The following is a 19,659-nucleotide window of genomic DNA, read 5'->3' on the forward strand; positions in this document are numbered from 1 at the left end:
CCCCCCCCCCCCCCCCCCCCCCCCCCCCCCCCCCCCCCCCCCCCCCCCCCCCCCCCCCCCCCCCCCCCCCCCCCCCCCCCCCCCCCCCCCCGCCGCTCACGACCCGACCGAAGGCCGGTTCCGGCCGGTCCGGGAATCGCCCGACCTCACTCCGCGCAGCGCGAGACGGCGGTTCTTCCCGGGGCCGTGGCCCGCGGTACGTCGCCCGGACACCCTCGCGCGGGCTCCCTCACACGGGGACGGGACGTCGAGCGCCGCTCCGCCCGGGTTCGAGTCGTCGCCACAGAGGTCCTGCCCACGTGCGCGAGACGGGCACGTCCCCCGTGACGGAGGAGACGCTGCTCGGCGGCCCCTGCGACCCGGCCGACCCGCATGGGCTGCGGGCCCTGTTCGCCGCTCGCCGCCGACGACCGGCGCGTCCCGCCCGTCGCGACCGAGCACCTGCTCGCCGAGGAGGGCATGGGCGCCGAGTTCGTCCCCCCTCTCGTACGGCGGCCGGCTCACCCGGGCTGACCTCCTCCCCCGCGTCCTGCGCCCCGTCTTCCGCCGCGACGTCGCCCTCGGCTTCGGCGCCGGCATCACCTCGCTGTTCGCCACCGGCGCCGTCCGGGCGGCCGGCAGCCCAGACGGGCAACGACGCCGCGTCGCCGACCTGCTGGGATGCGGATCCGCCGGTTGAGCAGGATGCCGCCGTAGGCCGGGTCGGCGGGGTGGGCCATCCGGTTCGGTGGCGAGTTGGTCGCGCGCCGGCAGGTGCGACAGTGGCGAACCGTTCCGGTCACAGCACTGGCGGCCCAGGCCCCTGAACCGTTTCACTGCCAGCGGGGAAGAACACCGCCACCAGCACCACCGGCCATGCCACCGCGAGCAGCTCCTGGCCGGACATCGCCCGGCCGCTCCTCGAAGCGGCGGTGGTCATGGCCGCTGGAGAACTCCCTCCGTTGCTGCGGGCATCCGGGGGCCTCAGCAAACTCCCAGCCGCGGTCGGCAGCACGCATGCCGGCCGACCGGCACCCGCCGCCCCACCCCGGCTGCCCGGGGGCCTTCCGCGCGGGCGTGGTCGTACACGGGGACGATCGCGGCGTCGTGCCCGGGCGCGAGCCGCGCCACGGCCGCCGCGTCGCACTGCGGGCCAAGCCACCCTCGCCCTGGTGCCGGCACATCGGGGTTCCCACCCGTGGCCGAGAAGCACCGTCCCCCGCCCGAGGCCTCGCGCGGGGCGAGTGGCCGCGGGTCGCTAGCGAATCGAACGCGCGGTCGAGGTTAGGGTGACCCTCGAACCGCTCATGGGGGATTTCGTGGACATAGACATCAAGACGTACTACGTGCGGAAAAGCGCAGGCGGTGCTGAGTCGGCGGCCGCCAGGGCGCTGGAGAACCTCCGCAAGTCCCTCGACTCGAGCGACACGGCGGCGGACGGCCACTACGGATGGGCCTCCGCCGCTGCATTGAAGCGGTGCGCGACGGCCTGGGAGGACCACATGGTCGACCTGGGGAAGCAGATGAACACCATGGCCGACAACCTCCACACCACGGCCAACGCCTACGACACCACGGACGCCCAGGCGAAGGACGCCTTCAGCCGGCTCCGGAGCGGCCTCGCCGACCTCGGGAGGAACTGACCCGTGGTCACCTATCACGACCTGTACGCCTGCCGCACGGACCAGTGGCAGAAGGCGGCGGACGACTGGGTCGACCTCGCCCGCCGCTCCTCGTCCGCCTGCGAGGACATCCGCGCGCAGGGCAAGAAGCCGCTCGACGACCACTGGGCGGACGCGACCGGCAAGACAGCCGGCAAACGCCTGGAGGACCTCGCCAACCGCCTCGAGTCGGGCGGCGACATCATGAAGGGCGTGGCCATGGTCCTCGACGCCCTGGCCCACACCATGGGCTACGCCCAACGCACCCTCTCGCACGCCATCGAGCTGGCGAACGAACAGGGGCTGAGCATCGAGGACGGTCGCGCCGTCGGCGTGTACACGGGCGCCGTACCGACGGGACCGAACGTCCCGCAGAACGTGCGCGACGCCTACACCAAGGAACAGGGACACATAGCCACGGTCAACGCGTTGATCGAGGAAGCCCTGCGCGAGGCCTCCCAGGCGGACGCGAAGGCCTCCGCCGAACTGGACAAGCTGGCGAAGACCATCAACGTCTCCGACACCTCGCAGGCCCACAACGAGATCCTGGTCGAGGCGTCCCACATCGAGTTCGACATCCTCAGGGCGGACATCCCGGTCGGTAAGGACCCCCACCTCGTCCGCGCCTGGTGGGACGGCCTGACGCCGCAACAGCAGAAGGACCTCATGCGGGCCGATCCCGTGACCCTCGCCGACCTCCAAGGCCTGCCGCCCGAGGTCGGGCGCGAGATCCGCGGACCCGACGGCAAGATCGACCGGGTCGAGATGGTGCGGTACGCGCTCGACCACTGGGACAAGAAGGACGACCTGAAGTTCGAGAACAACTGCGCCAATTTCACCTCGTCGGCCCTTGAGGCCGGAGGGATGCAGAAGAAGTTCGACTTCTGGCTGGGGCCCCGCGGGGACAACACCTGGGGTAGGGAGAGCGGACTGGGGTGGGACTGGATCGACCAGCGGGCGTACCACTCCCGTTCGTGGGCGCAGGCCAAAGGCCTGCACAGCTTCCTCCTGCACAACGGTGGCGAAGAAGTCACGAGATCGGACGCACGTCCCGGCGATGTCATCTTCTACGAGCAGGTCGCTCCCGACCCGGACGAGCCGCAGGGCGAGATCTACCACGCTGCCGTGGTCACCTCGGTAACCCCTGACGGCGACATCAAACTGACCCAGCACACCAGCTCGTACCAGAACGTGAGTCTGGACAGCCGCGTACACGTCGCCAGCAGGAACCACGGCGAACAGCGCATCCACATCGTCCGACCCCACCCGAATTGGTACTGATGGAAACCCCTCCCTCCACCAGCCCGGTCCACGACACCAGGCCGCAGCCTCCTGTCACGCCCGGCACGGTGATCGCGGCGCTACTCGTCCCCATCGTGGCCACTCTCGGCGTGGTCAGTTCCTACTACGTGCAGGTCATTCACGAGGACTGGGTCGACCGGCAGCAGGCGGCATGTCGACACATGCCCTTCCCCAAAATGGAACATGTCGCTGGGTGGGCCGGGCTGGCCCTCGGCGTGTCCGCGGTGATCATCTGCGTACTGCTCGCCAAGCGGCTCCGCCGGCACCACGGTGTCCGGCTCTGGGACACCTGGCCGGGGCTCCTGGCCTTCATCAGCGTGTCGCTCAACGTATTCGCGATTCTGCTGGAGTTGTTCATGCTGTGGGCCATGCACACCCCCGATGGCTCGGGGTCGGTCCTCGGTGACTGCGGTTAGCCGCCCGCGCCGCGCGGCGCGCCGGACGCCCGCCCCGCGCCCCGGTGCCGTCCCACCCGGCACCGGGGCGGCAGCACTGCTGGTGCCGCTCCTGATCGTGGCCGGTGCTGCGACCTCCCTGCACACGCAGGAGATCGAGTCCGAGTGGGCCGAGCGGCAGCGGGAAACCTGTCGGCACCTGCCTCTCCCGATGACGGAGTACGCCGCCGCGTGGGCCGGTGTGGTGCTCGGGGCGGCGGCGGTGGCGGTGTGCGTGCTGCTCGCGCGGCGGCTGCGCGGCCGGTACGGCCTCCGGCTCGGGGAGACCTGGCCGGGACTGCTCGCCGGCACCACCGTGTGGTTCAGCGTGCTGGCGATCCCCGTGGAGCTGATCCAGCTGTACGGGGTGTACTCGGCCGCCGCGTCGGGAATCACCCTCGGCGACGGCTGTTAGGCACCCGGCGACCGACTGCTGGCGTCTTGAACGGCGTCCAGGTCGGGTCCGCTTCCCGCCAGACCCGGTCCAGGTCGACCAGGCTCGGCCGCTGTGCCGGTTCGGGGAGTCCTCGGGGCCCGACACGCGCGAAGGCGGTCAGCCGGCCGCGCTGACGCAACAGCAGCACCAGCGAGACCAGCCGATCGGCATGCTGCCGCTCGTACCGGTCGAACCAGCCTGAGCGGCAGCCTCCGCACGGCAGCAACGGAAACGGTTACCCCGTTCGCCACGCATCCCCCGTCCGCGAGCGTGCAGCGAGCGCAGCACTTTCCCAAGCCGCGCGACGACCGTCGAGCCCGACGCCGGCTGGATGACGGCCACGACCTGTTCGTCCCGCTCCCATGGGGAGAGGTCCTCGTCGTCCCTCACGCCCGCAGCCCGGCCCGTGCACAGCCGGAGCGGACCTGCCTGCAGCGGCGCCGAACGCGTCTACGGGAACGTTGAATCACCCGGGCCGGCCGGCAGTGCCGCGTCGAAGGCGGCATATTCTGGCCCCACGCCGAGCTGGATCGTGCTGCTGCGCCGTACGCCGCCGCCCGCTTGACCCGGCCGCGCAGCACGGCGCCGCCCCGACAGAAGAAGGAGTCTGTGTGATACGCCGTACCGTCCCAGTCGCCGCCCTTGCCGCCGCGGCCTGCCTCTTCGTGCTTGCCGGGTGCGGCACCACCCGGGCGGGGGCTCGTGTCGGCGCCGACACGTCGGTGTCCGCCTCCGCTTCCGCTTTCGCCACTCCCGAGGCGGTCAAGGCAGCGGAGGCCGCGGCCGCGGCGGAACGCCAGCGGCACGACCAGCAGTTCCCCGAGATCGCAACCCGTTGCGAGGACGCTGTCGCGGCCACATCGAGTAGCGGGCCGAGTGCGTCGCAGGATCCCGAGGCGGCCAAGTACGCCGAGAACCACGCCTACAAGATCAAGGGAATGCTGAGCGCCCGGGCCGAGTGCGTGGGGCGGGCACACGCGGCCCGGATCACCAAGGCCCTCTCCACGGCCGGCAGGACCGCGCCCACGACCGGCCCCGCCCTGAAGAAGGCCTTGGACGACCTCGGCTACCCGACCACGGAGGCCGACATCAACGCCCCGGGTCTCATCCTGGAGTTCGCCTTCATGGTCAAGGGCACCGGCGCCTGCGTCAGCGGCACCCTGGCCGTCCCTGGGCAGGCCGGCACCGTGACCCGGGTCGAGGCACACGGCCCGTACATGGAGGGCGGCTGCTTCGAGCCGCGCGGCGGCCACTGACCCGCACGGATCCCGCGCGCTGCAGAGCCAGCACTTCGTCGGCTCTGCGCACCACCCGCCCCCGCGTGCCTTCCTCTGCTCCGGGTCGGATGACGACTGCTGGCCGCTGATCGGGCATCAGATGAGGACCAGAGCGGCCAGGCCGAGGTGGATGCCGCCGGCCACGTACGACAGGCGGCGGTCTCGGCGCGGGGTGCCGCGGAGCCGGCCGGCGAGCGCGGCGCCGGCGAGCGCGTAGCAGAGGTCGAAGGCGAGGGCGATGGCCAGGAAGACCGCGCCGAGTACGAGCATGCGGGTGCGGGTCTCCGCGGAGCTCAGGCCGGTGGGCACGAACTGCGGGAGGAAGGCCAGGAAGAACAGGACGACCTTGGGGTTGAGCACGTTGACGAGGACGGCCTCGCGGTAGAGGCGGAGCAGCCGGCGTCGATCGGGACGGTCTTCGACCTGTTCGGCCTGGTCCGCCCGGTCCGCCTCCGTGGTGGAGGGGGGCGGGCGGCGGAGCAGGACGCGTACGCCCAACCAGGCGAGGTATGCGGCGCCCGTGTAGCGCAGGACGGCGAAGGCGAGGGGGTGGTCGGTGATGGAGGCCGCCAGTCCGCAGACGGCGACCAGGACGTGGAGGAGGGTGCCGGTCTCCACTCCGAGGGCCGAGACGACGCCGGCCCGCCGGCCGTCCTGCACGCTGCGCGTGATGATGTAGACCAGGTTGGGTCCGGGGACCGCCACCAGGGCGAGGGTGGCCAGCGCGAAGGCGGCGAGGGAGTTCATCCGCGTTCCAGTGCCGTGTGCAGCAGGCCCAGGGGCGGGGCGCCGAGGTCGAACAGGGCGCTGTGGAAGCGGCGCAGCGAGAAGGCGCCGCCCCAGCGGGCCGCGGCCTGCTCGCGCAGGTCGAGGATGGCGAACTTGCCCCACGTGTAGCGCCCGTAGGTGGGGTCGAACAGCCCGCGCTCGGCCTCGTGCCGGGCTGCGGGCCCGGACAGGGAGACGTCCCGGGCGAACCGGGCCGCCGCGTCGGGCAGGGTCATCGCTCCGGTGTGGAGGCCGATGGCGCAGGCGAAGCGGGTGACCCTGCGCAGGGCGTCCTGGGCGACCGCGACCGCGACGCGCGGGTCGCCGCCGCGGAAGCCCTGTTCCAGGGCCAGTTCCTCGCAGTAGTGGGCCCAGCCCTCGATGAAGGCGTCCGAGTGGAGCGTGCGGCGGACGTCGGTCGCGGCCCGGCGCAGTGCCCTGCCGTGGCTGGCGTGTCCGGGGGCCACCTCGTGGACGGCCATGTTGGGCATCAGGGTCCGGTTGAAGCCCGTCGACAGCCACTGGTCGCTCTGCGCCCCCGTCCAGCCGGTGTCCGGGAGGGACACGCGGAAGACGCTGGGCGCGTCGGCCTCGTGGGGTGCGGACGCGAAGAGGCCGGCCAGCGCCCGGCGCTGGGACTCCGGCATCGGCAGGACGTCCACCTCGACGTCGTGGTGGGGTACGAGGTCGCGCCGGGCGGTCCAGGCGACCGTCTCCTCGACGAGGGCCGCGAACTCGCCCAACAGGGCGTCGGCGTCGGGGTGGTCGGCCTGCAGGGCCCGTACGGTGTCGGCGGGGTCGGCCGTCGGGTCGACGCGGCGCAGCGATGCGTCGAGCAGGGCGCGCAGGCGGTCCCGCTCCGCGTCCACCCGGGCGGACAGCGCGGTGAGGTCGACGGTGTGGGCTTCGGCCGCGCCGAGGAGCCGGGCGAGAGCGGGCCCGCCGAGCGCGGCCGACGGCGGCCCGTGGACGGCCGCCCGCTCCAGGTGGGCCACGAAGCGGGCGTGTGCCCGGCCGGCGGCGGCGTGGACCGGCCCGCCCCGGGGGTCGAGGGAGGCGGCCAGACCACGGGCGAGCGGCAGCGTGGCGTCGGCCAGCGGCGCGGGGACGCGGTCCAGTGCCTCGACCGCCGCGTCGACGGCGTCCGGCCACCGGCCCAGGTGTGCGGAGCGGGCCGCGTCCCGTTCGGCCTCGGGCGCGTAGGGGCGGTCGTAGCCGGTCAGGTCCAGGTTCTCGATGTGCCACAGGGGGTTGCTGCGGTGGAGTTCGAGTTCGCCGAAGCGGACCCGGAGGGCGTCCTCGGCGGCGGCCGCGTGCGCCTCGTCGTGCGGGTCCGCGTAGGGCGCGGTGCCGGCGGGTCCGCCGAGCGCGGCGAGGCCGCGTCGTACGCCGTCCGGGGACAGGTCCTGGACGGTTCCGTCGTATTCGTGCCGTCCCGCGCCGTCCCGCGCCGCGAAGACGGAGAGGTCGCAGACGGCAGTCAGCCGGGTATCAAGGGGTGGGGTGCTGATCATGTGGTTAGCCTCGCGTCACGGGCGCTCGTGCTCCCGTGCCAATGGAGGGGAATGTGGACCGGAACCGGAGCCGGAACCGTGGGGCGCCCGAGCTGCACGAGCCGGGCGAGCTGATCGAGCTGCTGGGCGACTGGAGTGCCGGCGAGGGACCGCTGTACCGGCGGCTCACGGACGCGTTCGGTCGGGCCGTGCGGGCCGGGGACCTGCGCGCCGGCGACCGCCTGCCGTCCGAGCGGCGGCTCGCCGACGCCCTCGCGGTCAGCCGGGCGACGGTGGTCTCCGCGTACGACGCACTGCGCGGGGCGGGCCTGGTCGAGACGCGTCGGGGCAGCGGCACCCGGGTGTCGGGGGGAGCGGCCGACCACCGGGCGCCGGCGGACGGGCGGGTGCGCGGCGGCCGGGCCACCGCGGTGGTCCAACGGCTGATCACCCAACCGCCGGACGTCATCTCGCTGGGGCAGGCGGCCGAGGGCGGCGGTCCGGATCTGGCCGGGGCGCTGCTCCGGCTGGTGCGCGAGGACCTGCCCGGCCTGGTCGCCGAGGCGGGCTACCACCCGGCCGGGCTGCCCGCGCTGCGGGCGGCGATCCCCCCCCACCACACGGGGCGCGGTCTGCCGACCGTGCCCGAGCAGGTGGTGGTGACCACGGGTGCCACACAGGCCGTCGCCCTGAGTGCGCAGCTGTACCTCGGGCGCGGGTCCACCGCCGTCGTGGAGTCCCCGGGCTGGCCGGGCTGCCTGGACGTCTTCAGGGCCGCGGGCGCCCGGCTGGTCGGCGTCGCGGTCGACTCCGACGGGATCCGGATCGACCGGCTCGCGACCGCGCTGGCCGAACACCGGCCCGCGCTGCTCTACCTCATGCCGACCTACCACAACCCTACGGGCAACCTGATGTCCGCCGGCCGCCGTCGCCGGGTGGCCGAGCTCGCCGCCGAACACGGCGTCCCCGTCCTGGAGGACAGCGCGCACGAGGCGGCGCTCGCCCCCGGTCAGGCTCCCCCGCCGGTCGCCGCGCACTGCGCGCGGGGAACCGTACTGACCGTGGGTTCGCTGACCAAGGCCGTGTGGGGCGGTCTGCGGATCGGCTGGCTCCGCGGGCCCCAGGACGTCGTGGCCCGCGTGGCCCGGCTCAAGGCGCTGGGCGACCTCGGCAGTCCGCTCCTGGACCAGGCCCTCGCCGCCCGGCTGCTCCCCGCGCTGCCGGCCCTCGCGACCGGGCGGGACCGCATCCGCCGCGAGCAGCTCGCCACCATGACCCGGCTCCTTGCCGAACGGCTCCCGCAGTGGAGCTGGCAGGAACCGCGGGGAGGCTCCGTGCTGTGGATCCGGCTGCCGCCGGGCACGGACGCCCGGATCTACGCCCAGGTGGCGCTGCGCCACGGCGCGGAGGTCGTCCCGGGCGACGCCATGGATCCGGACGGCGGCCACGACGAGTTCGTCCGCCTCCCCTACTCCTTTCCCGCGCAGACCTCGGCGGAACTGGTCGACCGCCTCGCGGCGGCCTGGTCCGCGCTGTCCCTCAGGTCATAGACGTGCTGGTCGTGGACGTGCTCGTCCTTCGCGCCCGGGGGCCGGCTACTTCCGGCCGGCGCAGGGGTCGCAGCAGGAGGGGGCCGGTTCGACGCAGACGCTGACGGTGTCGGTGTTGTTGGTGGTGTCGGGGTCCTTCTCGTTGGCGGTGGCGGTGGCGGAGTTGCTGATCAGGCCGGCCTCGGTGGCCTTGGCCCGGAGCACGAGGGTGGCGGTCGCGCCGTCGGCCAGGCCGCCCACGGCCCAGCGTCCGGTGGCCGGGTCGTACTTTCCGGGGCCGTCGGCGGACAGGAAGGTGAGGCCGTCGGGGAGCCGGTCGGTGACGGTGACGCCGCTGGCGTCGTTCGGGCCGGCGTTGTGGACGGCGATGCGGTAGGTCACCGTCTGGCCGACGGTGACGGTGGTCGCGTCGGCCGCCTTGGCCACGGCCAGCTCGGCGGCGGGCCTGACCTGCGTGACCTCCTCGTCGGACGTGGACGTCAACGGTTCCGGCGTCTCGCCGAGCCGGTTCTCGTACGAGGCGGTCGCGGTGTTGCTGATCTGCTGGCCGCCGCTGGCCCGGTCGATGCCGACGCGGTACTCGACCGTGGTCCCGGACGGCAGGGTCTCGGTGTTGGGCAGGCTGCCCCCCGCCGTCGCGTCGGCGCCGTTGCCGAGGTGGAAGACGACCTTGTTCGCCCGGGCGTCGTAGTACGCCTGGTCGTCACCTCGGGCGTCGCTCTTCGCTCCGGCGTTCGGGCCGTCGACGATGCGCAGGGAACCGGGCAGGTACGTCGTGCCCTGCGGGACGACGTCGGTGAGGACGAGGTTCTCCGCAGCGCCGCCGCCCTCGTTCCTGGCGGTGATGCGGTAGGTGATGACGTCGCCGACGTCCAGCGGGCCCGCGGGGACCGCGGTCTTGTCGAGCACCAGGTAGGGGGCGGTGCCGAAGAAGATGCCGTCCAGGAAGTTGCCGACGCTGCGGTTTCCGCCGGCGGCGGAGACGGAACGGAAGGCGAAGCGCGTCAGGGTCTGGCCCGCCGGGACGGTGTAGGTGCCGGTGTAGTAGCCCCAGGCGGTGTTGCCGTCGGTGAAGCGGCGCTGCTCCGCCGGGGCACCGGGGGCGCCGATGTCCAGGGCCATGGTGTCGTCCCCCGCGCGGCCGCGGTGGTACAGCCGCCAGTACAGCTTCGTACCGGGCGTGGTCGGCAGGTCCTGGTAGAGCGTGGAGACCTCGTTCGCGTTGAGCTCGGCGAACTGGGCTCCGTCGGCCGCCGGAACCCCCTGGAAGCCCGAGTGCCACAGCTCGATCCTGTGGTCGGTGGCGGTGGTGAGCCAGCCCGGGACCCGCTTGGACGCCTGTGTCTGGGAGGCGTCCGGCAGGATCTCCACACCGGCCACGACGGGCTGCTCGAAGCTGCCGTTGGCCAGGGCGACCCGGAGCGGAGCAGCAGGAGGTGTGGTCATGGTTCTTCCCTTCGCGTCGACGCTGCTGGAGGCACCGCCGAACGGCCGCGTCGTCCGCGTGCCGTGGCGGAGCCGGAACACGCCGCAAGGGCATCTCATTCGACTGAACACGTAAAGTGACGAATGGAGGGGCTCGGCCAATCCCGCGCGGCAGGTTTGCGGCATCCGTCCCCGGGTGCACTCCCGCCACCCGTCACGCCGGACGGCGAAGGCGGACCGCCCCCACCCCACTCGTCTCCCGGCTCTCTCCTGCACGCGCCGTCATGACCGAAAGCCCGCGTCAGGCTTCTTGCACCTGTCCCACCTGAGGGTGAATCAGCCGCTGGCAATGTTGACGCTATCCAAGGGGCACCCGGAGCGGCCCCGTCCTAGCGTGGAGCCCATGGCACCGGCACCGGACTGGAACGCACTCCTCATCGACCAACTCGACTGGCACTGGCAGCACCAGCTGCGCGCACGCCTGGACGGCCTCACCGACGACGAGTTCTTCTGGGAGCCCGTACCGGACTGCTGGAGCGTGCGCCCGCGCGGCACCGGCACGGCCCCCGTGCAGGGCGGCTCCGGTGCCTTCACGATCGACTGGGCCCATCCGGAGCCGGTTCCCGCGCCGGTCACGACGATCGCCTGGCGCCTCGGGCACGTCCTCGTCGGCGTGCTGGGCGCACGTACCGCCTCGCACTTCGGCGGGCCGCCCGTGGACTACATGACGTACGCGTATCCGGGCACCGCGGCAGAGGCGCTGGACCGGCTCGACGCGGCGTACGCACGATGGGTCACCGGGGTGCGCGGCCTGGGCGAGGAGGGCCTGGCGCGGCCGTGCGGCGAGGCCGAGGGCGCGTACGCGAAGGAGCCGATGGCCACGCTCGTGCTGCACGTCAACCGCGAGACGATCCACCACGGAGCGGAGATCTCCCTGCTCAGGGACCTGTACGCGCACAGGGTGAGTTAGGGGGCTCCGCGCGGTCCGCGGGGGCGGGAGGCTCCTCCGGCCTGCCCAACTTGTCCGGTCGGGCCATGACGCGCGGGCGGTCAGCGGGTGTGGAAACGGCCGCTGTACACGTCCGTACGGTTCTTCGGTGCGTCGGAGTGGGTCGTGGTCAGCACCGCCCGTACTCCCTCGCCGTCGTCTGCCGCCAGGCCCTGGTAGTCGCCGAGGAAGTAGCCCCCGGCGAACGGCGCCTGCAGCCAGTCGAAGATCCGCGAGATCCGTCGTTCGGTCCGGTGCTCCGGGTCTCCGTGCGGCAGCGTGGCCAGCTGGTAGGCGGTGGGCAGGGTGGTGGTGTCGCCCGGCTTGAGGAAGCGCAGATCGTAGTAGGTGAGCGCGACCGTGCCCCGCTCGTCGACCGCGATCGACGGGGAGAAGGCCGGCACGCCCTGCGGGCTGATCAGCTCCGGGGTCCCCCAGGTGCGTCCGCCGTCGGTGGAGCGGACGAGCTGGACGGAGTCGAAGCGCCCGCCGGAGAAGTCCGAGCCCTCGTAGGCCATGTACAGGGCGCCGGACTTCGGGTCGACGGCCGGGCTGGGGAGGGTGGCCCCGGCGCGCAGCAGCTTGGTGGGGTCGTTCGGGTCGACCTCCGGTACGGAGGTGTCCCGGGCCACGGTGACGGGCGCGCTCCAGGTCTCGCCGGCGTCGGTCGAGGTGACCACCTGGTAGTGGGCTTCGACGACGGTGCTCAGGTCGTCGGAGTAGGTGATCCGGTCGAAGAAGTCGTACAGGGTGCCGGTGCGCCGGTCGACGACGATCACATGGCCGATGGTCTGCGTGTTGGGCACGGTGCTGGTGTCGACGAACGGCCGGGCCCCGCTCCACGTGCGGCCGCCGTCGCGGGTGAGGGAGATGAAGCCCGGACCGTCGAGGGAGCTGGGGCCGGGCGGGTCGTTGTCGAGGCGGTTCCAGACCTGGTAGGCGGTGCCCTTGCGGATCGGGTCGGCGGTGAGCGAGGGCTTGTCGTTGAAGAACGGCTGCTCGTCGACGTGCGTGGTGGTGACGTTCTGCCAGGTGCGGCCGCCGTCACGGGACGTGGCGGCCAGGAGGGCGCTGCGGGTGCTCCTCGTGAAGTCGACGCCTTCGCCGCCAGCGTAGACGGTGCCGTCCGGTCCGGTGCTCACCCAGGGGTCGGAGGCCCTTTCGAAGTCCGCACCGCCCGGGGCGCACAGGCTGAACGGCAGCGTGCTCCGGTGGAAGGTGCGACCGTCCGTGGTCCAGCTGGCCACCAGGCCACGGGCGCCGCCGTCGTTCCAGCGGTCCTGCTGGAACACGGTGACCACGCGCTTCGGGTCGCGCGGATCGACGGACAGGTACGGCTCGACCTCGGTGCCCGGATAGACGACGCTGTCGGGGGATCGCGCGCCGATGGTGCAGTCCGCGTACGGGTCGCCGTGGGACACCTTGACCAGCGGCGCGCTGTCGGGGCTCCTCCCCTCTGCCGCCGCGGGAGTCGCGGCGGTGACCGAGGTGAGCAGGAGCGTGGCGGTGGCGACAGCGGTCAAGGGCAGGAAGGCGCGCATGCGGGATCTCCTCCGGGCCTTCGGCGGCCGGGCGGGGGCTACGGGGACCGCCGTCATCGGGGCGGCGTGGGGCGCGGAGGCGTACCGGAACGCGGGGAGTGGGACAAGGACAACGACTCCGCCTGATCCTTTTCGGCGTCGTGGCCGATGCCCTTGATGGGCCGGACGGCGGAGTCCCCTTCCGTCGTCGACGACGGGGGAACCTGCGGTATTTGGGAGGGGAGGTGCCGGGCCTCCCGGCCTCCCCTGACAGGGAAGGCCCCGGCCCCTCGAGAGAGGGGCCGGGGCCTTCATTTGAGCGCTGGGCAGGCCTTGCACCTGCATCCCCCCACAGGAAGTGGGGTGCCTTTCCTTGGACCACCAACGCCGGTCCCACCGCCACTTGTCATGGCCGCGAGCTCGAGATCAATCATACGGCATCTGACGGGCAGTTCCGTCCCGTCGTCGGAGGTGACCAAGGTGACCGAGGTGACGGAGGTGACGGAGGTGACGGTCACGTGCCGGTGGTGGAGCCGGGACGGATGATCATGAGGACGGTGACCGTGGCCCACAGCAGGTTGAAGACGCCGGTGAGCATGGCCAGTCGGCCGGCCGCCCGGCTGGTGGAGCGGGTGGCGGGGTCGGTGTTCGTGTCCTGCAGGGCGGTGATTTCGCGGTCCTGGGTGGGCAGGAGCTGCAGGGCCAGGAGGGCGGCGGCTGCGGCGGTCAGGACGATCGAGGTGATCAGCCATCCGCTGCCCAGGACGCCGAGGCTGCTGGCGGTGGCGAACCCGAGCACGGGCACGGCGGTGCCGATGCCCGCGTAGACGCGGCAGATCCGGTGCAGGAGCTGCAGGGTGGTGACGGCTTCCCGGTCGCCGGGGGCGCGGTGGGCGCGGCGCAGGGCCGGGGGGAACATGCTGGCGGCGACGGTGACCGGCCCGATGGCCAGGACGGCTGCCAGGACGTGCAGGCACAGGAAGAACTTCGTCATGGTCAGGCCTCGCCGGCGGCCCGGGGGACGCGGCGTTCGCCGGTGACCTGGGAGGAGGGAAGTCGTCCGGCCTTGGAGGTTCCCGTGAGGGTGTCGCCGTCGACCGTGACGGCGAAGGTCAGGTTCAGCCGCACGGGCTTGGTGACGGCCTGCTTCCAGGTGAGCCGGTCGCCGTCGAGGACGATGTCGCTGAGCGGTACTTCCTCTCCCGCGCCGTGGGCGGTTCCGACGAGGACGCCGTCCTCGCGGCGGAACCCGGCGACGGCCTTGATCTTTCCGATGGGTGTGGCGAGGGACAGGTCCCAGGTGCCTTCGACGGACATGCCGTTCTTCTTCCTCGTGGGTCGTACGCGTGGGTCGTACGCGTGGGTCGTACGCGTGGGTGTGCCGGGCGGGGGTCAGAAGCGGGTGGGCTCCGGGCCGGTGTTGCGCCAGACGGTCCCTCGGCGCTCGTGGGCGAACAGTTCTTCGACGGCGTGGGCGATCCGGGGGCCCACCTCGCGCTCCAGCAGGTACAGGCTCACGTCGAGGCCGGAGGTGACGCCGGCGCCGGTGACGAGGTCGCCGTCGTCGACGATGCGGGCGCTGACCGCGTGGACACCGGTGGCGTCCAACAGGTCCATGCCCATGTGGTGGGTGGTGGCGCAACGTCCCTCCAGCAGCCCGGCCATGGCGAGGACGAGGCTGCCGCCGCACACGGCGCTCACGGTCACCTCGGGGTCGTCCATCGCGGCCTTGAGCAGCGCGGGCAGCCCGGTGGTCAGGGTGCGGCCCAACAGGACGGGGATGGACTCGTCCTGCCGCCGCTGTCGCTCGTGCTGCCCGGCGCCGCGGTCGGGGACCGCTCCGGAGACTCCGCCGAGGGCCTCGTCGGGGAACTCGCCGGGCTCTCCGATGCGGCCGGACGCCCCGGGGACCAGGATCAGGCCGGGGCGGGCGGGGTCGAGGGCGGCGGTGGCGCGCAGCGCCAACCCCCCGGTGCCGCTGACCACCTCGCGCGGGCCTTCGGCGCAGACCAGTTCCACGCTGACGGCGCCCGCGGAGGCTGTGCCGCCCGCGTACAGCACCTCGTAGGGGGCGATGACGTCGAGCGGGTCGAAGCCGTCGAACAAGACGATCTGGGCGTGCATGGGGAAGGGCCCTTCGAACGGGGTGTGCCCGTGCCGGGCACGGCCCCGAACGTAATCGCCTACCGACCCTTGTCCCAGTGGCTGGAGTGACAGGTACCAACGGGATAGTGACAGCAGTGGTGAGACGCCGCTGAGCTGCGTTGAACTGGATCGTGCAGTGCTCCGGGGGCCGGCTCCGCGCCCGTCCGGCTGTACGTTCTGGCCATGCACACCGTCGCCGTTCTCGCGCTGGACAAGGTGATCCCGTTCGACCTCTCCACCCCGATCGAGGTCTTCACCCGTACGCGTCTGCCCGACGGGCGCCCCGGCTACCGGGTCCGCGTGTGCGCCGAGCGGCAGAGGCAGGAGATCGACACCGGGGCCTTCACCCTGCGCGCACCCTGGGGTCTGGACGGGCTCAGGGGCGCGGACACGATCATCGTGCCCGGTACCGCCACCCCCACCGCCCCGCTTCCCACGGCCGTCCGCGACGCACTGCGCGCGGCCGCCGGGGACGGCACGCGCATCGCCTCCATCTGCTCGGGCACCTTCCCGCTCGCGGCCACCGGCCTGCTCGACGGTCTGCGCGCCACCACCCACTGGGCGGCCGCCGGCCTCCTGGCCGCCACCCACCCGGACGTCGAGGTGGACCCGGACGTCCTCTACGTCGACAACGGGCAGATCCTCACCTCAGCGGGCGCGGCCGCGGGCCTGGACCTGTGCCTGCACCTGATCCGCCGTGACTACGGCTCGGCCGTCGCCGCCGACTCCGCACGCCTGTCCGTCATGCCGCTCGAACGCGAAGGCGGACAAGCACAGTTCATCGTCCACGACTACACGCCCACCCCGCAGGGCGCCACCCTCGAACCCCTGCTCACCTGGCTGCAGGACAACCTCGCCAGCAACCTCACCCTCGCCGACATCGCCGTCCGGGCCGGAGTCAGCACCCGCACCCTGATCCGCCGTTTCAAGGACCAGACGGGCACCACCCCGCTCCAATGGCTCCACCGCGCACGCATCCGCCAGGCCCAGCACCTGTTGGAGACCACGCAGTACCCCGTCGAGCGCATCGCCGTCCAAGTCGGCTTCGGCTCGCCCACCACCTTCCGCGACCGCTTCAAGCGCGCCACCAGCGTCAGCCCCCACGCCTACCGCCGCACCTTCAGCTGATGGACGAACGTCCTGCCCTGCTCCGGCCGGCTGCCGGCAGCCGGCTGCCGGCAGCCGGCAGCCGGCAGCGGCGGGCGGAGCGGGCTCGGGCGGTCCCCCGGCAGGTGCCGCGCGGTGGAACGAATCGGGCGCTGCGCGCATCTAGCAGTGCGGCGGGGGCTCCGTAGGGGTATCGCCACACGGTATCTGCACGGTGTGAGTGGCAAGGCGGGGCTGGGATGAAGGCGATAACGGTGGCGGGCGGTTCTCCGGACGACTCGGAGGTCGAGGCAACCACCACCACGGGGGCGGACCCTGACGACACGTCCACGGGACCGGACACCGCCGAGACCGCCAAGGCCGCCGAGGCCGCCGACGCGCCTGCCGTCGCTTCGAGCACGGATGACGACACGGCCGAGGCCGAGATCGACGCCGAGACCGACACGGGTGCCGACGCCGACGCCGATGACTCGCTCCTCGCACGCGCTGCTGACGCGCTGGGCGATGAGCCCGAGCCTGCTCGCGAAACCGCCCCGCAGGAGGCCGGTGCCGGGGCCGACCACGCCGGTGCGGTCTCGCCGCCCACACCCAGCCCTGCCAGGTCCTCGGCCGGAGCTGCCGAGAAAGGTATGCCGACCGGCGACACCCCCATGGCCGAGGCCGAGGCCGAAGCCGAGGCCGAGGCCGGGGAGGAGGTCGACAGCACGTCGGCCGTCGCGCAGCCCACGGCTGACAAAACGGCTGCGACTCGTCCCGAGGACGAGGACGACGACGACACCGGAGCGGGGGTCGACGAGGCTCGCACCGAGGCCGTGGACGTGCCCACCGGTGACACGGCGACGGACTCGGAAGCTGGCGGCGAGGCCGACGGCGGGCCGACCGGCAACCAGTCCACGTCCGAGGATGCGGGGGCGGCGGACTCAGAGGCCGGGTCCACGCCCGCAGCAGACGACGAACCCGAGCCCGGGCGTCGGCCCGCCGCAGAGGGGGAAGACGCGCCCGTAAGCCGTACCGGTGCAGAGGCCGAGGCCGGCGCCGAGGCCGACGAGAAGGCCGACGAGGAGAGCGAGGACACGGCAGAAGGCACGCTGACGCTCACGAAGCCGGCGCGTGACAAGGCCCCGGCCTCGGCGCGCGCCGACGAGGCTCGCACCGCCGGGGACGGGCCCGACGGTGGCGGCGAGGACACGCGCACCGTCGTGTTCCGTGCACCCCATGCCGCCGTGACGGGCCGGAAGCCCGATGCCGATGCCGCGACGGAGACGTCCGGGGGCGGTGGCAAGGCGCCCCGCGAGGCGAGCAAGGAAGCCCGGCCCGCGGTCAAGGCGAAGGGCGACGGGGCGTCGCCGAGCGATGGGGTCGAGGGGCGAAAGGGCCAGGGCGGTACCGGCAGCGGTAACAAGGTCGGGGGCGACGGGCGGAAGGTGCCCGCGTGGGCCCGGGAGGAGGAGACCGACTCCGAGCGGACGAGCAAGATCGCCGCACTCAAGCCGCTCGACGGGCCCGCGCCCGTCGCGCCGCAGCCTCGGCCTCGGCCTCAGCCCCGACCTCAGCACCCCCAGGCCCCCGCCCCCGCCCCCGCGGCCACGGCGGTCAAGCCGCTGCCGCTGGATCTGCTCGCCCAGCTCACCAACACCCCTGCCCCGCCGGAGAGCCCTCGCCGGACCGCGGTGCGCCGGGTCAAGGTGTGGACGCCGATCCTGTTGGTCCTCGCCGGGGCGTACGCCGGCGCCCAGCTGCTGCGGCCGCTCCCCGCCCCCCAGCTCGTCGCCGCCGAGGCCAGCCGCACCGTCGACGGGCAGTTCTCCGTCCCCTGGCCGGCCAAGGGCCAGGGCGCGGTCCGAGTCCCCGGTTCCGGCGGGATCGGCACGTTCGGCGAGCAGAAGCCCGTCCCCACGGCCAGCGTGGCCAAGGTGATGACGGCCTACGTGATCCTCAAGGGCCACCCCCTGCGCAAGAACGAGCCCGGTCCCGACATCACGGTCGACGCGAAGGCCGTGGCCGAGGGCACCTCCGAGAACGAGTCCCGGATCAAGGGGCTCACGGCCGGGTCGAAGTTCAGCCAGCAGGACATGCTCAAGATGCTGATGATCCCGTCGGGGAACAACGCCGCCCGGCTGCTGGCCCGCTGGGACAGCGGCAGCGACTCCGAGTCAGCGTTCGTGGAGAAGATGAACGCCGCGGCCAGGGAACTCGGGATGAAGGACACCACGTACACGGACCCCAGCGGCCTGGACGCCGGCACCGTCAGCACCGCCACCGACCAGTTGAAGCTGGCCGAGGCGGTGATGAAGGACGAGGTGTTCCGCACGATCGTCGCCATGCCCAGCGCACCCATCAAGGGGCTGGCCGAGCCGCTCGTCAACAACAACGAGCTGCTCAGCGTGCAGGGCCTCAGCGTCCGCGGCATCAAGACCGGTTCCAGCACACCGGCCGGCGGGGCGCTGATGTGGGCGGCGTACAAGTCGGTCGGCGACGAGACCCCGCTGATCCTCGGCACGCTGATGGAGCAGCGCGTGGACGGTCCGGACCCGAACGCGACCAAGAGCCTCGCCCTGGTACTGGCGAACAGCAGGAAGATCATCGAGACGGTGCGGACGGCCCTGGCGTCCACCCCGCTCGTACGCAAGGGCGACACGGTCGGTTACGTGGACGACGGCCTCGGCGGCCGTACGCCGCTGGTGGCCGCCAAGGACCTGAACGTGATCGGCGTTCCGGGCCAGCGGTTCAAGCTGACCCTCGCAGCCGGCGCCTCCGCGCTGCCGCACGCGGCGAAGGCCGGCGCGGAGGTCGGGACGTTGACGGCCGGTGAGGGCGAAGGGGCCAAGAGCGTGCCCGTGGCCGTCCGGCAGGCCCTGGTCGAGCCCTCCGTCGGCGCCCGGCTCACCCGCCTCGGGTGAGCCGGCCCGGGTGCCTCGGTCGGTGATGCGGGTCGCGGTTCCGCCGGGGTGCCGCCCGGCGGACGGAGGGCGGACGGCTGCCGCTGCCGTGTCAAGGCACGGGTTCTCGGGTCGTGACCGCGCCCCGGTGGCCGGGGCCCAATGGTGGTGCGGGCGACGGTGCCGATACCGGCCGGGCGCCCGCTCGATCCCGACCCCGACCCCCACCCGCCCCGATCCAGGAAGGATCCGTCCGTCATGGCCAGCACCAGGAGCCGCCGCCTCGTCCCGCTCGTGATCGTCACCGTTCTCGGCGCAGGAGGCGCCGCCCTCACCACCACCGCAGCCACGGCGGCGCCCGTCAGCGCCGCCGGCATCACCACCGACACCGACACGCCCTGGGCCAACCCCCTCCTCCGGGGCCTCGGCAAGATCGGCATCCTCAGCAAGATCGCCCCGAACGCCGCGACCGGCGGCTACACCCAGCCGCCCGGCAGCAGCGGCGGCGACGGTGCCGCACGCGGAGGCGACACCGAACCTCCCCGCGGCGGCGGCACCGGCGGGAACGGAGACGACCTCGGCGGTGACGCAAGCAGCAGTGGCGGCGGCAGTAGCGATCCCGGGCCCCGCAACGACATCGACTACGGCATCTGGACCGGCCCCGACACCAGCGCCGGACCCGTCGTCAACTGACC

18 protein-coding genes are annotated in these 19,659 nt (G+C 72.9%); 10 read left to right on the plus strand and 8 right to left on the minus strand.

All coding sequences use genetic code 11. The annotated features are described in order from the left end of the window. Positions 1-778: 778 nt before the first annotated feature. Positions 779-919, minus strand: a complete 141-nt coding sequence (locus ACZ4VL_RS34235) for a hypothetical protein (RefSeq protein ID WP_468208032.1) — start codon at positions 917-919, stop codon at positions 779-781. Positions 920-1,298: 379 nt separating this feature from the next. Between ACZ4VL_RS34235 and ACZ4VL_RS34240 the strand changes: the two genes are divergently transcribed. The 5 genes from ACZ4VL_RS34240 (at position 1,299) to ACZ4VL_RS34260 (ending at position 5,068) form a co-directional block, all read left to right on the plus strand. Beyond that, the gene (locus ACZ4VL_RS34240; protein WP_468208035.1) at positions 1,299-1,622 is read left to right on the plus strand and encodes a type VII secretion target; all 324 of its coding nucleotides are present in this window, start codon (positions 1,299-1,301) and stop codon (positions 1,620-1,622) included. Between the two features lie 3 nt (positions 1,623-1,625). Then, positions 1,626-2,921 (plus strand): amidase domain-containing protein, encoded by a 1,296-nt coding sequence (locus tag ACZ4VL_RS34245; RefSeq protein ID WP_468208037.1) that lies wholly within the window; start codon positions 1,626-1,628, stop codon positions 2,919-2,921. Next, the gene (locus tag ACZ4VL_RS34250) at positions 2,921-3,358 is read left to right on the plus strand and encodes a hypothetical protein (protein ID WP_468208039.1); all 438 of its coding nucleotides are present in this window, start codon (positions 2,921-2,923) and stop codon (positions 3,356-3,358) included. Before ACZ4VL_RS34245 ends, ACZ4VL_RS34250 begins: the two co-directional genes overlap by 1 nt. Then, positions 3,345-3,791, plus strand: a complete 447-nt coding sequence (locus tag ACZ4VL_RS34255; protein WP_468208041.1) for a hypothetical protein — start codon at positions 3,345-3,347, stop codon at positions 3,789-3,791. Before ACZ4VL_RS34250 ends, ACZ4VL_RS34255 begins: the two co-directional genes overlap by 14 nt. Before the next feature lie 632 nt (positions 3,792-4,423). Next, positions 4,424-5,068, plus strand: a complete 645-nt coding sequence (locus tag ACZ4VL_RS34260; protein ID WP_468208042.1) for a hypothetical protein — start codon at positions 4,424-4,426, stop codon at positions 5,066-5,068. A 117-nt stretch (positions 5,069-5,185) separates the two neighbouring features. On the opposite strand, the gene ACZ4VL_RS34265 is transcribed toward ACZ4VL_RS34260, so the two are convergent. Together ACZ4VL_RS34265 and ACZ4VL_RS34270 are read right to left on the minus strand one after the other, a co-directional pair. Further along, the gene (locus ACZ4VL_RS34265; RefSeq protein WP_468208044.1) at positions 5,186-5,836 is read right to left on the minus strand and encodes a LysE family translocator; all 651 of its coding nucleotides are present in this window, start codon (positions 5,834-5,836) and stop codon (positions 5,186-5,188) included. Further along, positions 5,833-7,371: a DUF885 family protein gene (locus ACZ4VL_RS34270; RefSeq protein ID WP_468208046.1), complete on the minus strand. Its 1,539-nt coding sequence runs from the start codon at positions 7,369-7,371 to the stop codon at positions 5,833-5,835. Before ACZ4VL_RS34270 ends, ACZ4VL_RS34265 begins: the two co-directional genes overlap by 4 nt. A gap of 53 nt (positions 7,372-7,424) precedes the next feature. Between ACZ4VL_RS34270 and ACZ4VL_RS34275 the strand changes: the two genes are divergently transcribed. After that, positions 7,425-8,900 carry an aminotransferase-like domain-containing protein gene (locus ACZ4VL_RS34275; protein ID WP_468208048.1) on the plus strand — a complete coding sequence of 492 codons (1,476 nt, stop codon included), beginning with the start codon at positions 7,425-7,427 and terminating at the stop codon, positions 8,898-8,900. 45 nt (positions 8,901-8,945) lie between these two features. Here ACZ4VL_RS34275 and ACZ4VL_RS34280 read toward each other — a convergent pair whose 3' ends face one another. Then, positions 8,946-10,346, minus strand: coding sequence for a DUF7507 domain-containing protein (locus tag ACZ4VL_RS34280; protein WP_468208050.1), 1,401 nt, complete (start codon positions 10,344-10,346; stop codon positions 8,946-8,948). 382 nt (positions 10,347-10,728) lie between these two features. Here ACZ4VL_RS34280 and ACZ4VL_RS34285 point away from each other — a divergent pair, with 382 nt between their 5' ends. Then, positions 10,729-11,295 (plus strand): DinB family protein, encoded by a 567-nt coding sequence (locus tag ACZ4VL_RS34285; RefSeq protein ID WP_468208053.1) that lies wholly within the window; start codon positions 10,729-10,731, stop codon positions 11,293-11,295. A gap of 80 nt (positions 11,296-11,375) precedes the next feature. On the opposite strand, the gene ACZ4VL_RS34290 is transcribed toward ACZ4VL_RS34285, so the two are convergent. The 4 genes from ACZ4VL_RS34290 to ACZ4VL_RS34305 all read right to left on the minus strand — a co-directional run bounded on the left by ACZ4VL_RS34290 (position 11,376) and on the right by ACZ4VL_RS34305 (position 14,957). Next, a complete protein-coding gene (locus ACZ4VL_RS34290; RefSeq protein WP_468208055.1) occupies positions 11,376-12,854 on the minus strand; it encodes a sialidase family protein in 1,479 nt (492 codons plus the stop codon). Positions 12,855-13,347: 493 nt separating this feature from the next. Further along, complete coding sequence (locus ACZ4VL_RS34295) at positions 13,348-13,827, minus strand: DUF2269 family protein (RefSeq protein ID WP_468208058.1); 480 nt, start codon at positions 13,825-13,827, stop codon at positions 13,348-13,350. Positions 13,828-13,829: 2 nt separating this feature from the next. Continuing rightward, positions 13,830-14,150, minus strand: coding sequence for a hypothetical protein (locus tag ACZ4VL_RS34300; RefSeq protein WP_468208061.1), 321 nt, complete (start codon positions 14,148-14,150; stop codon positions 13,830-13,832). Positions 14,151-14,225: 75 nt separating this feature from the next. Next, positions 14,226-14,957 (minus strand): DJ-1/PfpI family protein, encoded by a 732-nt coding sequence (locus ACZ4VL_RS34305; RefSeq protein WP_468208064.1) that lies wholly within the window; start codon positions 14,955-14,957, stop codon positions 14,226-14,228. 204 nt (positions 14,958-15,161) lie between these two features. On the opposite strand from ACZ4VL_RS34305, the gene ACZ4VL_RS34310 reads away from it, so the two are divergent. The 3 genes from ACZ4VL_RS34310 to ACZ4VL_RS34320 all read left to right on the plus strand — a co-directional run bounded on the left by ACZ4VL_RS34310 (position 15,162) and on the right by ACZ4VL_RS34320 (position 19,657). After that, complete coding sequence (locus tag ACZ4VL_RS34310) at positions 15,162-16,106, plus strand: GlxA family transcriptional regulator (RefSeq protein ID WP_468208067.1); 945 nt, start codon at positions 15,162-15,164, stop codon at positions 16,104-16,106. A 218-nt stretch (positions 16,107-16,324) separates the two neighbouring features. Continuing rightward, complete coding sequence (locus ACZ4VL_RS34315) at positions 16,325-18,985, plus strand: D-alanyl-D-alanine carboxypeptidase family protein (protein WP_468208070.1); 2,661 nt, start codon at positions 16,325-16,327, stop codon at positions 18,983-18,985. Between the two features lie 237 nt (positions 18,986-19,222). After that, positions 19,223-19,657 (plus strand): hypothetical protein, encoded by a 435-nt coding sequence (locus ACZ4VL_RS34320; RefSeq protein WP_468208073.1) that lies wholly within the window; start codon positions 19,223-19,225, stop codon positions 19,655-19,657. Positions 19,658-19,659 lie beyond the last annotated feature (2 nt).

It is taken from the genome of Streptomyces sp. NPDC029014, from assembly GCF_055564695.1.